Raw genomic sequence first — 14,895 nt, 5'->3', positions numbered from 1 at the left:
GTAAAATTCAGGTTTAATGATCAAAAGGCTCGATCAGATAAATCTCTTGTTCTTCGTTGTAATGCACTACCAAAGCTTTGTCTCCACTCTTAAAGCTGTTACCCTTGGTAGCTTTAGCTCTAATAGTTAATAGTGCTCCTCTTTCACTTTTCACATCTGCCTGTCCCATCATTGCATCAGTAATGGTCATACTCGTAATACATATTTTTCCTATTACATCTTCATTGCCTTTAAACTCGTTTACTTCATCTTTGAAAGCTCCCCGCAATGGCTGAGTAGCTGCTTTGGCAATGAACATGCCCACAAAGAAGTTTACTGGAAATAAAATTAAAGAAAAAGCGGTCGATCCCATTCCCAGATAGGGAGTAGTGCCTTTGCCTAGGTAAGAGTGTGCCATCATTGAAATAGCCCACATAGATAATATTGCCACACTCATGACAATCATAAAGGGCACTTTGCCAATATTGAAAAAACTCAAGGTAGTAAGGAACCAACCAGCCCCACCACCACTTACATCCGTATCAGCATCTGCATCTACGTCAGCATCTACATCAGCATCTACATCAGCATCCACGTCAACACCTACGTCTACATCCACATCTGCATCTACGTCAATATCTAAGGAGTTGGTATCGAACACCCCAATAATGACAGTAAACCAATACAAAAATACAAACAATAATAAAGTTGTATAGGCGATATTTGATCCAGAAAAAGCGGTATTTATCAATTCACTCATAAGATTGCGGGTATAGTTATCCAATATTACATAATTTTTACATTATGTAATTCAATTAAGGAGAAAAATAATGAAATTGTAATTGGAAACTATTCTTTTAATTTTTATATAAGGCGTGAGCCGATCACTTAGTTTTTAGTAAACTTATAATTCATAAGTTGAGTATGTTTACTTTATCTGCTAGGTAAAAGTTACATTATTTGATAATCTTTAATTTAGCTTTTTTGCAACTGCTTATCTTTTAAGGATATATCTAAGAAAAAAAGTCACTTTACAATGATACTATTTAAGCAAAAACCTACAAGTGTACTTTATGATCGTTTCGACCGATGTGACAATTCACAGCTTCTTTTTAATACCTTAATTCTTTTTAGTTCCACCCTGCTATCTATTAGGCATAAGCCATCCCCTATAAACTCATTTCACTTTTTTACTCAAGAGACCTTTCAAGCAGATTTTTCTATTTCTTAACGAATTTCTTTTACTTTGTCTTCCTCTTCTTATACAGGTATTAAGAAGCAACGCATTTTTGAAAATTTTATATCTCAATGAAAGCATACATAGAAGAAAATAAGCAACGATTCTTAGACGAACTGTTAGATCTTTTGCGTATTCCGTCGATAAGCGCTGACAGTCAGTATAAGGACGATGTAAACAAAACGGCTGACTTTGTAAAACAAAAACTGAAAGATGCCGGGGTAGACAATGTAGAAATCTGCCCTACTGCCGGATATCCTATTGTATACGGTGAAAAAATAATTGACACTAGTTTGCCTACTGTATTGGTGTATGGGCACTATGATGTGCAACCACCTGATCCTTTAGAACTTTGGGACTCTCCTGCTTTTGAGCCGGTAATCAAAAAAACCAAAATTCACCCTGAGGGAGCTATTTTTGCCAGGGGTGCCTGTGACGACAAAGGGCAAATGTATATGCACGTAAAAGCGTTTGAGACGATGCTTAAAAATGACGTGTTGCCTTGTAACGTCAAGTTTATGATAGAAGGTGAGGAAGAGGTAGGCTCTGACAACTTGGGTATTTTTGTTGCCAACAACAAGGAAAAACTGAAAGCAGACATTATTCTTATTTCTGATACCAGCACCTACTCTATGGAGGTACCTTCTATCACTACTGGGCTACGTGGCTTGAGCTATATGGAAGTAGAAGTTACTGGGCCTAACCGTGACCTGCACTCAGGTACTTATGGTGGTGGTGTTGCCAACCCAATCCATACCTTGTGTACAATGATTGATTCGCTCAAGGATGACAACAACTATATTACCATTCCTGGGTTTTATGACGATGTAGAGGAAGTAAGTGCAGACGAGCGCACTCAAATGGCAAAAATTCCATTCAGCGAGGTAGAGTACTGCGCCGACCTTGACATTGATGCTGTAGAAGGAGAAGCGGGTTTTTCAACCCTTGAACGCACCTCTATTCGCCCTACGCTTGATGTAAATGGTATTTGGGGAGGCTATACAGGCGAAGGCGCCAAAACGGTGTTACCTTCTAAGGCTTACGCCAAAATAAGCATGCGTTTGGTACCTAATCAATCATCTGAAAAAATCAGTAAATTATTTGAAGACCATTTCAAAGCCATTGCACCTAAAAGTGTAAGAGTAAAAGTAACTCCTCACCACGGGGGCGAGCCAGCCGTCACTCCTACCGATTCGGTGGGTTACCGGGCAGCAAGCAAGGCTTTTGAAAAAATATGGGGAAAAACGCCTATTCCTAAACGTGAAGGAGGTAGTATTCCTATTGTGGCTTTGTTTGAAGAAGAACTTGGACTAAAAACAGTGTTGTTGGGCTTTGGCTTAGACTCTGACAGTATCCACTCGCCTAACGAGCATTACGGCATTGTGAATTACTTTAAAGGCATAGAGACTATAGCTGAGTTTTATCAGCAATATGTTGCCTTGGTGAAATAAATCAATTTATACCAAAAGCGAGCTTTAAAACACTCGTTTTTGGTGTTTTTTATTATTATTCTTCTTCGATAGTTTCATACAAAGTAAAAGCCTCTCTATACTTTTACCCTTTTGGATTATTAAAAGTAAACCCCTGATTGCCCTCATCATCGGTTTCGTAGGCAAGTTCCAGCCCTATTACATACATTAAATGTGCCTTGTCTATGTATACGGGTAAACCTTCCAGGGTATATTCATGGTCTTGCTCAGTAGCAGTGTCAAAGCCAAGCAAAAACTGCTGGCTTCCGGCACACCCTTTTCCGCGTATGCCTATGCGTAAGCCATATTTTTTGGGAATCTGTTTGCTTGCAATAATCTGGCGGGTGGCTTCCAGGGCTTCCGAGGTTACTGTTAATGGTAGTTTCATTTTATATTCTAAATAATTTTAGCCTGGATCAATGATGATAAAAAAAACTCCACTGATCTTGTACACCTTAGTATAATGGGATATGTTTGCGAAAGTAAAATTACACCATGTATGGCAGTTTGCAACCCAATGGTAAAACTTTTGCAAACATCAATCAACTCACAAAAATAGTAAAGATTAGAACAAGCTGGTGAATTGTACATGATTCATTGAAGGTTCTTTCAAATAAGTATTTAAAAAGTATGGATGCAGTAATCGAAATTATAAAAATTACCCTACCTGCCGGACTGGTATTGTACGGGATGTTTTTGGTCATTCGGTCGTTTGCCAATAAAGAACTGAACGAAAAATATGCAACAATTAAGGCAGAAGAGCAAAAAAGGCTGGTAGAAAACCGAAAAGAATCGCTCCCCATCAGGCTTCAGTCCTATGAGCGTATTTGTTTATTACTAGAGCGCATTTCACCCGGTAACCTCATTAGACGTTTACACCCTGGCGAGCTGGTAGTAGGCGCTTTCCAACAAGTATTGCTCAACGAAATCAACAACGAATTAAACCATAACCTCTCTCAGCAACTCTACATGTCTGACACTGCCTGGGGTATGGTCAAGCAAGCAGTACAAGAAAGCATTATGCTGGTAAACAACTCAGCTGCCATGCTCGAAGATGAGGCTCCAGGTATTGAACTTGCAAAAAAGGTATTGGAAAATGCCCGCGAACACGAAATTAACCCTACAGCAGCTGCACTCGCCTATGTAAAAGATGAAGCACGTGGTTTGTTTTAGGGAGTGAATAAAAAATCATACTTGATACGCTCATTCATCAATGCAAAAAAATCTACCCCGGATGTGTCTATTCGGGGTAGATTTTTGCCTGTAAGACTACCTCATCTCCTTTGCCCCTTTCCTTAAAAATTGTACCTTTACTTTACAACCCGTCCCTTAAGTTACAAACACTATGGAAGACAAACAGACATTTATTGCCCAGATGGAAAAGTTGATGCAACTCAACCACATTGGCGAAGCTATAGAAGGCACTTTGGAGTTTTTGGATTTACGTCCTGAAACTTACCTCCGAGATGCTGCAATGAAGCTTTCGGGAAGATGGGCAGTAATGAATGAAGCTATAGAAGACCAATTGGTAGATAAAGTAACTGAGGTAACTTATTTGAAGGAGATAAGGGAAGACCTTGAACAGCTAAAAAAACTCATTATTCATACTATACAAGAAGATCAAACAGCACTTGCTCAACTCCCCCCACTGCCTAAGCTACTACCTCCCGATTTTAATCAACTGTTATTTGACCATAGTTTGCGCCCGGCTTTTACTGAAAAAGTAGCCAAGACTTTGTTTCTACAACACACTTCGGTCAATATATATGGCGAAGATGGTGCGGGCAAAAGCCGTTTGTTTACCGACTTGCTGAAAGCTTTGCGCCTGATTAGCTTTGATAACTACCGCCCAGTTTTTATCGATTTTAAAAATCACGCCTATGCTTATAATGATATGCTGCTTGAACTACACAAACAGCTGGGCACAGGGAGTGATGTTCCTACTGATTTTATGAGTTTTTTTGAGGAGATAGAACAACAAAATCGTTGGTACCTGCTATTTTTTTATCATTTTGACGCCATTCTCGACAACCCGAAAATAGACCCTGGGTTCAATGCTCACTTTTTTGATCAACTCAACGCCCTCAAAAACAAACGCAATGTTGGCTTGATTGTAACTACTCAGCAACCTCACCGTGGCTCTTATGTATTTGCCGAAGGGAAAGCTTATAGTAATTCATGGCTTAACCTAAAGATGGAAGCGATTCCGGCACTTACCGACATGCAGGTAACCATAGAGTTGGAAAAACGCTTAAGCAATGATTATTTTCAATGGCTACACCACCATCCTAATGAGCGTAAACAAATAGAACAAAAGATTAGGGAAACTCCTAACACTTATCAAATGTTGGTATTTTTGGCTGAGCAACTCAACGCCAAAGCCGACGAAGAAGTTAGGTTTGATGAAAGGCTCCATAAGTGGCAAAAAAAGTATGATGAGGCTAACAGCGAACAAAGAACTCCCGGAAAAACTCCTACAGAAAAATCGGGCTTTCAACTACTCAAAAAATCGTTGTCACCTTTGATTAACCTTTTTAGAGGCAAAAAATAGACACTGTAAACTTGAAAACCTTGAATTTTTCAGACTAAAAGTGCCAATAAACTATTGTCACCAACGTTGTATTGTTTGGGAAATCACAGCAGTTTGAGTATATTGTATAAGTGGTGTTCCTGTAAGGAATAATTAATTTTATTAAAAATCACACAGTTATCTAACCCAAGTCACAAATGACGGATAATAGCAACAAAAAAAGTTTTTGGCAGAAGTATAAATATATACTTCTTTTGACCCTCATCGTTCCTGTAGCATTGGTAATTATTCGCGCATTGCGCCCCGATAAAAAACAAGATACCAACCTCAGCAGTCAAGCTGATACAAATAAAAACATACTTGATACTTCCTCAAAAACAGATGCCAACCAAGCTAAAATAACTGATAAACAGAATAATACACCTCAAGATTCTTTGGAAAATAATAGCAAAAAAGAGGTGGTTGCTACTAAAGACAAAGTGGATCAAAGCAAACATGCTACCACCCAAAACACCCCTAGAAAACTCACCTCAAGTAACCCTTATATAGCGTATTACAAAAAGCAAGCTGCCAAAAACAAAGCTATTCCATCAAATGTGCATTTTTACTATCCCCCCAATAACAAAAATGTTCACGCGAAAAAAGGACGTATTTTAACTGCTCCTTCGCCAGTAAAACCTAAAAAGGTTAAAAAAACTTATAAAATAGAAGTATTGCCCGAACCTGCTGCTCAAATATTGTCTGACCAAGTAACCATTTATTCTGACATTGAGCTAGGTAAAACCTTGCTTGACCGTAAAGTAACCAAAGATGCTGATGGGTTGGTGAAAAAAATATACAAAACCCAAAAAGGCAAGGTAGGTGAGGTAGAAATGGAACTATGGATTTTGGCGCGCCACTGGCAACGTCAGAACGGGCGAATGATTAATAAGGTATATTGCACCAATGATGAGGGTAAGCTGGACTTACATAACCTGGCAGATGGTCGTTTGTATCTGGAACCATTACTGAGTGAGAAAAAAGCGCTGTTTGGTTCACTACAGCAAATACCTCAAAACAATAAAATTGAAATACTGGATACAGAAAAAAAGAAATTTAAAGCATACAATGATAATTATAACCAGTATACCTGGTTCAAAATCAAGGTAAAAGGTTATATCAAATGGAGTGGGGTACCCTCTACCAAAAAAGAGAGCAAAGACTAATAGTTGATTTACCCACTAAAAACACTAATTTTTGAATATTGATGAACAAGTGCGTTGAGAAACTGCTCCAATGATCATCAATATTCAAATCTCAGTTAGCATAAGTTATGCTTTACAAACTCATTCATTACTCATTATCAGCCACTTACCAACTACTATTTAGTAAAAAAAATAAATTAAATCCCCTCTCCCTCTCCTATAGTTTCAGACAAGTCAAATCCGTATATTTAGGTATAGAAATAAGTAGCAGCAAGTAATTAGCTATAAGCTACAAGTAAGGTTAACTCACTCATAGTATAACTGTTACACTTACTCATTAGGTATATTTAATTCTGCCTCGGTACTTATTACACTGTAAATTAAGTAAGTTGTTATTTAGTTCGAGTTTATTTTGTTTGCTGGCGATCTTTACAAATAGAGCATAGCCAAAGCTACGCGATTTTTGTAAAGAGAAGTCAGAGGGCAAAAGAAGCCGAAAAAAGCATAAGATATTTATTTTACAGTGTACTTATTAGTCAATTATTTTCCCACTAAAAGAAATAACACTATGCCAGAACTACCTGATTTGCAAGTTTTCAGAAGTAATCTACAGAAGCGATTTGTTGGAAAAACTCTCCAGATGTTTACCGTTCACAACCCCAAGAAATTAAATACGTCAGAAGAAAAGTGTAAACAAGCTTTAGAAGGTCAATGGCTCAAATCTGTCAAACGACACGGTAAAGAGCTCTTTTTTGAGTTCAACAACAAAGAAGTAATCGGTGTACACTTGATGCTCAAAGGACAATTTGTAGAGCTTCCCCACTACCAACCTACCAACCTCATTTTAGCATTACACTTTGACGGAGGAAAGGGTTTGGCTATTACTGACTCTATGAGCCTTACCAGAATAACACTTAACCCTCCCTCTCCGCAAGCCCCCGATGCACTAGACCTTGAGTTTAATATAAAGTACCTGTTGAATACACTCCATAAAAATACTAAAGTACCTGTCAAGTCTTTTTTGATGGATCAAAAGATAGTGCGAGGAATAGGCAATGCCTATGTAGATGAAATTTTGTGGGAGGCAAAAATTTCGCCTTTTTCACACTGCGATCAAATTCCCGAATCGGCAGTAAGAGAGTTACACAGACACATAAAACAAGTACTTAAAAACGGTGAAACTCAAATCAAAATCAGTCACCCAGATATTATTGCCGGAGAAATCAGAGATTTTATGAAAATACATCATCCTGACAAAACACACTCGCCTACTGGTGCCGATATACTGATTCAAAAACTTAACAAACGTAAAACTTATTATACCAAAGAGCAGGTGACTTATATAACAGAGCAAAGCCCAACAGTTGCCCAAAATACCCAAAGAACAGGTAAAAAGTCAAAGGGTGTAACCACCGCAAACAAACAATCTATTTTAGATGATTTGCCTTTTTGAGTAAGCCCCTACAGGCCACTCGGTACCCTTTCACCTGTGTTTTTAGCTGACAGTACAACTACTGTCAGCTTTTTTTATCTTTGGCGACTTTTGCCCCCTGACTCCCTCGTAAAAAAGTTAGATAGCTATCGCCATTTTCACGACTCGTCAGAAAACAAAACCGAGCTTTTCGCGAGCTCAACGAAGTTAATTCATCCAAATTAATAGGTAACTTAGCCCAGGTAAGTTTTATACAAAATTAATTATTATCATTTTATGTCCTATTTCAGCTTATAGCAGTGTTTTTGTAATTAATCTGGCATATATGACAGGCATCTACCGAACTATTCTCATACATACTTTGTGGTGGTTGAGCATGACTTGCAGCGCTCAGGTATCACGTACTTTTATTGTTCACCCCGAACAAAACGCATTGCACCACCTAAATACTCACCTAAGCATTTATGAAGATACCAGCCGCCAGCTTAGCTTTCAGCAAATCACCCAACCTCATTACCAATCATTGTTTAAGCCGTACAATAGTCAGTTAGCTTCCCCACTTAATCCTCAATATGTATATTGGGGTAAGCTTACCTTGCTCAACAAAGTAGCCCAACAAAACCATTGGATATTGCAAGCACCTGGGCACAACAGTTCGGTAGAGGTGTATATCTATCACGACAATGGGGAAGTACACATAAAAAAAGCAGGGCAATTTGTGGCAGCTGCTGACAAAGACATCAACGAGGCTACCTATTCGCTTATTCCTCTACACTTGCCTTACAACCAACCACACACAGTGTATATCAGGATTGCCACCTTATACAAGGAGGTACCTTCTTTTGACTTAAAGTTATACCATCCTGCATCTATCAGCAACTACCGCGAGTGGAAACGCTTTACACAAGGGTTGTTTCAGGGCTTTTTCTGGATTCTTATTTTGTACAACCTCCTTTTATTTTTTACCACCCGCAACACCCCTTATGGCTATTATTCACTTTACTTATTTTTTATTGCCCTTTATTCTTTGTATTTCCAGGGTTTTGTAAGAGAACACTTGTTGGGCTACTATACCCACTATAACTCTATCATATGGCTCTTGTCGGTCAATGGTACCTCAATAGCTTATTACTTGTTTTTGCGTTCTTTTCTGCATACGCCCCGTCTTATACCTACCACAGATGTTTGGATACGCTATTATATTGTCATCAGGCTGGGAGCTCTTTTTGTTGAGCTAACGCTTTATTATGGATTACAAAATGCGGACTTAACCAACCTGGTAACCTTAATAGTGGCGGGCATTGACGTATTATTTTCGCTGACAGTACTTACTATTTTATACCGGACCAAAGACAAAGCTGCCCGCTATTTTATTGGAGGAGGTTTGTTTTTATATACTACGGTTATACTACTTGTTTTTACACATGGGTATTCTAAACTACTATATGCCATTATTTATCAAGTAGGCACTACATTGGAAATTTTGGTATTTTCACTGGGGTTAGGCTATAAAACGCGCAAGACTGAACACGAAAAACAAGATGCTCAACAAGCCTTGATCGACCAATTACACGAAAAAGATGAGTTGCAACGTCAACATGCCGAAGAGTTAGAAAGCAAAGTATTGGCACGTACTAATGAGGTGAGACAACAACAGGAAGAACTTCTACAACAAACCGAACACCTGATAGAAGCAAACCTGGTAATAGAAGAAAAGAATAATAAAATAAACGAAAGTATCAACGCAGCCAGTAATATTCAGGCAGCTATATTACCAAGAATAGAACGGATAAAGAAAAGCATCCCTGAGCTTTTTATCTTTTTTAAACCACTGGATATCGTAAGTGGAGACTTTTATTGGTTTGGCACCTATGAAGACAATTTACAAGGAGGAAACGTACAATCACCCTCTAAAAAGATAGTACTGGCAGCTGTTGATTGTACCGGACACGGCATTCCTGGAGCTTTTATGTCTATTTTGGGAGATGTTTACCTTAATCACTTGGTAAATATTGAAAAAATAACTGCCCCAGACATTATACTCAACCGATTGCATAAAGGTATAAGACATACCCTAAAGCAAGATATCACACTTAATCGGAATGGAATGGACGTGAGTTTGGTGGTGATTGACCCTGAGCGTAAAACATTGGATTTTGCCGGAGCCAAAAATTCGCTTTTGTATGTCCAAAATGGCATACTTACTGAAGTGAAGGGTGATAAACAGTCGGTAGGAGGCGAACAACGGGAAAAAAACCGGATTTTTAGTAGCCATACCATAGACATACAATCGTCCACTATGATTTACTTATATTCTGATGGATACCAAGATCAGTTTGGAGGGGCTAATGACAAAAAGTTTATGAAAAAACACTTTCGTAAATTATTATTTAGCATACACCAAAAAACAGCCGCAGAACAACACGATCATTTAGAAACTACCTTGAACAATTGGATGGGAAAAGGTGGGCAAATAGATGATATATTGGTATTGGGGGCAAGGTTAGAGTTTTAGTGATCCTGCAAAAATAAGTTGAGCCATTAAAGTGTATCTTTTGCCCCCTGACTTGTCTTAAAAAACATCACATAGCTTTGGCTATGTTCATTTTTTTAAGATCATCAGAAAACAAAATATTTTCTTGAATCAGCTCACTTTATTTTTTACACATCACTTAGAAGAAATAGAAACCCTATAAACACAAAAAACCCATCTATTTAGATGGGCTTTGTTACTTAGCGGAATGGACGAGATTCGAACTCGCGACCTCCTGCGTGACAGGCAGGCATTCTAACCAGCTGAACTACCACTCCGTCAGCAAAATTGTGATGCAAATATACAACTACTTTTGTTGTATTTCAATTATTATTGAACTTTCTATTAAAAATAGAAAAACTATTTCTTAATTAAAACCCATCTAAGTAGATGGGTTTTAGCAATTTAGCGGAATGGACGAGATTCGAACTCGCGACCTCCTGCGTGACAGGCAGGCATTCTAACCAGCTGAACTACCACTCCGTCAGCAAAATTGTGGCACAAAGATACGGCGACTTTTTTAAAATGCAAGACCTTTACAAAAAAACTTATTTTTTTTCTTCTTTCTTTGTTTCTGTCACCTGGGCAGCCTCCTCTTTTTCAAGTGCTTCCTCCTCGGCTTTACTCATAAGCTTATTTTCTTTTTCGGTTTGTTGCTTTACCAGTTCCATATCTATCTCCAGACTATCCAATACTTTTTGAATTTTTGGTTCTTCGATACTGTCTTCGCCAAGGTTGTTATAAATGACACTATTCATAGTATCTACAATTTTGTATTTGATGGCTTCTGCTTCATCTTCTGACTGGCTCAAGCGTTCGTCTAGCTTAATCAAGGCCTTGAGACAAGCGATAAGCTTTTCTTCGTAACGGTTCATGCTTACGCACAAATAGCGTAGCTCTGTATACACTCTTTTTTTAAAAATATCGTCTGGCAATACATCTTCTGGCTGTTCCAACTGATCGAACTCGCTGGATAAAATATCGCGATCAAAATATGCAGCTACGTCTACCAACATAGTAGTTTCTGAAAAATCTACTGTACCATCGGTAGCAATTGCTATGGTGATGGGGCTTACCAGCAAAAACGCATACAATTGAGAGTTGGAGAGTACCATTTCTCGTTCTTGACAATAGTCTGCCAATAACTCGCGGACTTCTGCAAAAAAATCGTTTAAAATCACCTTCTCTTCAGTAGGTGTGATGACTTGTTTTTCCATGGTGATATATAGATTGCAAGAGTTTTGTTAGTTGTTTACTTACGAAAGACGAGTGAAGTTGCTAAAATAATAACCAAATCCAGTAAATAATAGTATAATTTGAGTTAATGATTAAGCCTATGTTTAAAAACCGGTTATATTCCATAAAACTTCCACCTTTCATCATTGGGTTGGTCATTGTTTGGCTTACACTTCCGGTGTCTGCTCAAAGAATCAGTGAAACGTTTTTTGTAAACGATTGGGCTCAGGTATTGAGCAATGATGAGGCTCAAATGCTTGAGAAAAAAATCAAAGCCTATGAGGATAGTACTTCTACGCAAATAGCTATAGTACTGATAAATAGTTTGCAAGGGATACCCATAGAGCAACAAGCGCTTAAGATAGCCAATGACTGGGGGATTGGGCAAAAGAGAAAAAATAATGGCATCTTGATCTTAGTGGCAATCAAAGATCGTAAGGCAAGAATAGAATTGGGCAAAGGAGTTACTGACAAGATAAGTAATGCAGACGCACGCAAGGCAATAAGAGATATGACTCGCCCTTATTTTCGCAATAAACAATACTACAAGGGGCTAAATATGGGGGTTGACCGCATTATATGGCTTTTGGAAGGAAGGTTTAAAAATTACAAATTGGGAGCCATATTTTACCTGGCAGCACTTGCGCTTCTTGTATGGCTTGTTGTGTTCATAGGTGTAGTCAAAAGCAAACGACCTCCAATAATACTGGGTATTGCTTTTTTGGGTGTGGTGCTTATGGAACTTTACTGGATGTTTGACCATACCAGAGGCTGGATACCTATATTGGCAACCATAGGCTGGCTGGGGTTGGTGCTTGCCTTTTGGCAAATAAAAGAATATATAAACGATGTAAAATGGTACAAAACAAACATTAAAAAACGCATTGATGAAATAAAAGCTCGCCAATTTCACAAACAATATATCCCTGTTGAGGTAGACAATAAAATACAGGAATTGACCCAAAAAGCGCACAAAGGAAGTCGTAAACAGATGAAATCAGTTTACCATAGTATGTATAAAGTTTTGCATTATCCCTCTGATTTTTTCACCACACGTCCAGATATAACACTTCGGGATATTTCACAAAAACTAGCTCAGTCGCCTTATAACCAAACCCAGGAAAAGTGGGTATCAAACTATGTAAACTGGCTGCATACACACGCTCAAAATGAGGTAAACTGGTGCAATTCTCTAGACCTAAGTAAACTCTCTGATGATGAACAAGAGAGGATAACAAACGCTACAACACTCTACCAGACATTGTTTAATATTGTTGCTACAAGTCTAAAACCAGCATTTAAAGAAAACATTGCCAATAGTAAGTTTTTACAAAAAGATAGAAACCAGACTTTGCACCAACTTCAGGACTTTTGTTATAAAACCATAAAAAAAATGCCTTCAACACTGCCTGAAAACTACGCAAAAGAAACAAGTGTATTGCAAAAACACTTAGAAATGGTGATAAACACGCCAGCACAGGTATGGACATACGATGAGGTAAACATGTTACAGAAAATGGCCAAGGTATTTGGAGTAAAAGCCCCTCACAGAATCACTGATAAACAAACGTTGGTGGATAAGTTAACCAACCGCTCTTTAGAAAACATTCAAAATCTATCTATCTGGAAAGAGTATTCTCACAGGGCAAAGGAAGTAAAAAGCGTACAGCAAAAAATGTATCGTAGTTATCAACTATGGAATACTGTTCAAGGAGAAGAAAAATCCCGTCGGTTGGTGTCTTTTTACAATCAGTACATAGACAAAGGCATTGGGCAAATGGTCGTTAGAACATCAGTGAGCACATCGCGGAGTTCAAAGAAAAGTACTTATTCCAGCACTCGGTCAAACTCTTCCTATTCGTCTGATGACTACAACGATTACGGTTCATCCTCAAGTCGAGGATCGTCGTCTTGGGGAGGAGGTAGCTTTGGCGGAGATGGTGGTAGTGATGATTGGTAAGCTATTGCTCTATGAACTTGGAGGGGGTAATACCAAACTCTTTTTTAAAAGATTTGCTAAACGAGTGTATGTCTGGGAAACCAATCAAATAAGCAACCTCAGTAATGGTATAACGATTTTGACGCAATAACTCGGCAGACTTTTCCAAACGTTTTTTTATCAGGTATTTATGGGGCGAGATACCAAAAACCTGTTTGAAAGTACGAAAGAAATGGTATTCAGACAAAGCTGCTACTTGAGAGACTTCATTTATATCTAATTTTTTATAGTAAAACTCATCTAAGTATTCTTTGGCAATCAACACTCTCCTATACAGCTCTTGTTTGGTAGAAAGCTTGACAGATTTCAACCGATTGATTTCATGCGCAATTTTTTGCTGGTCTAGCAATAGTATTTCTGTCAAAGTATAGTACAAATCGTGATCACTGCGTACCGTTTCTAACGATCTGTGACGAATATTTCGGTACAGTTTTCTAATCATTAACCCCAGTGCACTATTGTGTGATTTGTAAATATTTTCAAAAAACTCAAAATTTTGAATACCAGTGTCAAAAGGGTTGTCCAATAAGGTTTGGTCAGCTTTTCCAAGTACTTTAGCTACACTGTCTATTATCTCATTGTGCAAGTAAATACACACCCCCTCTGTTTCTTTGTGTTTGTCAATATGCCCCTCGTAGTTACGTTCAGGGTTTACAATCAGAAACTCCTCTGCCTGAACTCTATAAGTATGTCCGTCTATACGGTAGGCTTCTTCACCGCTTACTACATACTTGATAGAGGCAGTGGGTTCTTTCGCAAAAGCATGCGCAAAACCTTTGACTTTAGAATGAATCACTGTATTACTATTTTTTGGGATTGATTTAATCTCCTCGTGATCGTCTAACGTAAGCGCAGGGTGTGAGTTTTTTGCCATTTCAGAAAGAGTTAAATACATGCTCAACGTGTCAAAATTAATTGCTCTATATTTTATTAGTAGCGTTCGCCCCATAAAAATTAACATTGATGGCAGATAAAATCCTTGCAAATTGGGTAGAAGCACTTTTTAATCATATTTATTTGAACTACATCCAGCATTTTTTGTAATGTGACTATTTGTTATCCCAAAAGAAGTACACGGGCATTTGGTCGAAGCAAATCAGTTTTTAGTATGAAAAACCGCCATACCTTGATAGATAATAGCAGAGTTTTGTAATTTAGAAAATAAGGGTACCCCTATTACACTTCACCTTTTAGGTAAGTTTTTATTATTTTTCAAAATGGAAAGCAACCATTAGGGGAGAGACTGCATCAGACTTGTATACCTATTAAACACACGGGATAAAATATCCATGACTC

11 protein-coding genes and 2 tRNA genes are annotated in these 14,895 nt (G+C 38.1%); 7 read left to right on the top strand and 6 right to left on the bottom strand.

Annotated elements, in window-relative coordinates; translation table 11 throughout:
* Positions 1-13: 13 nt before the first annotated feature.
* Positions 14-739 (bottom strand): OB-fold-containig protein, encoded by a 726-nt coding sequence (locus tag M23134_RS37690; protein ID WP_002695148.1) that lies wholly within the window; start codon positions 737-739, stop codon positions 14-16.
* 548 nt (positions 740-1,287) lie between these two features.
* On the opposite strand from M23134_RS37690, the gene M23134_RS07685 reads away from it, so the two are divergent.
* A complete protein-coding gene (locus M23134_RS07685) occupies positions 1,288-2,667 on the top strand; it encodes a dipeptidase (RefSeq protein ID WP_002695146.1) in 1,380 nt (459 codons plus the stop codon).
* 103 nt (positions 2,668-2,770) lie between these two features.
* Here the strand turns inward: M23134_RS07685 and M23134_RS07680 are convergent, their stop codons facing one another.
* Complete coding sequence (locus M23134_RS07680) at positions 2,771-3,073, bottom strand: HesB/IscA family protein (RefSeq protein ID WP_002695144.1); 303 nt, start codon at positions 3,071-3,073, stop codon at positions 2,771-2,773.
* Positions 3,074-3,315: 242 nt separating this feature from the next.
* On the opposite strand from M23134_RS07680, the gene M23134_RS07675 reads away from it, so the two are divergent.
* The 5 genes from M23134_RS07675 to M23134_RS07655 all read left to right on the top strand — a co-directional run bounded on the left by M23134_RS07675 (position 3,316) and on the right by M23134_RS07655 (position 10,346).
* Positions 3,316-3,858, top strand: a complete 543-nt coding sequence (locus M23134_RS07675; RefSeq protein WP_002695143.1) for a DUF7935 family protein — start codon at positions 3,316-3,318, stop codon at positions 3,856-3,858.
* A gap of 172 nt (positions 3,859-4,030) precedes the next feature.
* A complete protein-coding gene (locus M23134_RS07670; RefSeq protein WP_002695141.1) occupies positions 4,031-5,236 on the top strand; it encodes a hypothetical protein in 1,206 nt (401 codons plus the stop codon).
* 176 nt (positions 5,237-5,412) lie between these two features.
* On the top strand, positions 5,413-6,420 hold the full coding sequence (locus M23134_RS07665; protein ID WP_002695140.1) for a hypothetical protein: 1,008 nt from the start codon (positions 5,413-5,415) through the stop codon (positions 6,418-6,420).
* Between the two features lie 547 nt (positions 6,421-6,967).
* Positions 6,968-7,852 (top strand): DNA-formamidopyrimidine glycosylase family protein, encoded by an 885-nt coding sequence (locus tag M23134_RS07660; RefSeq protein ID WP_002695139.1) that lies wholly within the window; start codon positions 6,968-6,970, stop codon positions 7,850-7,852.
* Between the two features lie 304 nt (positions 7,853-8,156).
* A complete protein-coding gene (locus tag M23134_RS07655) occupies positions 8,157-10,346 on the top strand; it encodes a 7TM diverse intracellular signaling domain-containing protein (RefSeq protein ID WP_002695138.1) in 2,190 nt (729 codons plus the stop codon).
* 222 nt (positions 10,347-10,568) lie between these two features.
* Here the strand turns inward: M23134_RS07655 and M23134_RS07650 are convergent.
* The 3 genes from M23134_RS07650 to M23134_RS07640 form a co-directional block, all read right to left on the bottom strand.
* Positions 10,569-10,642: transfer RNA gene (locus M23134_RS07650), tRNA-Asp, on the bottom strand.
* A gap of 131 nt (positions 10,643-10,773) precedes the next feature.
* Positions 10,774-10,847, bottom strand: a tRNA-Asp gene (locus M23134_RS07645).
* Positions 10,848-10,912: 65 nt separating this feature from the next.
* Entirely contained in the window at positions 10,913-11,581 is a 669-nt protein-coding gene (locus M23134_RS07640) for a hypothetical protein (protein ID WP_002695136.1), read from the bottom strand.
* 119 nt (positions 11,582-11,700) lie between these two features.
* Here M23134_RS07640 and M23134_RS37685 point away from each other — a divergent pair, with 119 nt between their 5' ends.
* Positions 11,701-13,560: a TPM domain-containing protein gene (locus M23134_RS37685; RefSeq protein WP_157558383.1), complete on the top strand. Its 1,860-nt coding sequence runs from the start codon at positions 11,701-11,703 to the stop codon at positions 13,558-13,560.
* Between the two features lies 1 nt (position 13,561).
* Here M23134_RS37685 and M23134_RS07630 read toward each other — a convergent pair whose 3' ends face one another.
* Entirely contained in the window at positions 13,562-14,473 is a 912-nt protein-coding gene (locus tag M23134_RS07630; protein WP_002695131.1) for an AraC family transcriptional regulator, read from the bottom strand.
* Positions 14,474-14,895: the final 422 nt, after the last annotated feature.

It is taken from the genome of Microscilla marina ATCC 23134 (assembly GCF_000169175.1).
In the GTDB taxonomy this organism is placed as follows: Bacteria; Bacteroidota; Bacteroidia; order Cytophagales; family Microscillaceae; genus Microscilla; species Microscilla marina.
This window is presented reverse-complemented; position numbering and strand designations above follow the sequence as displayed.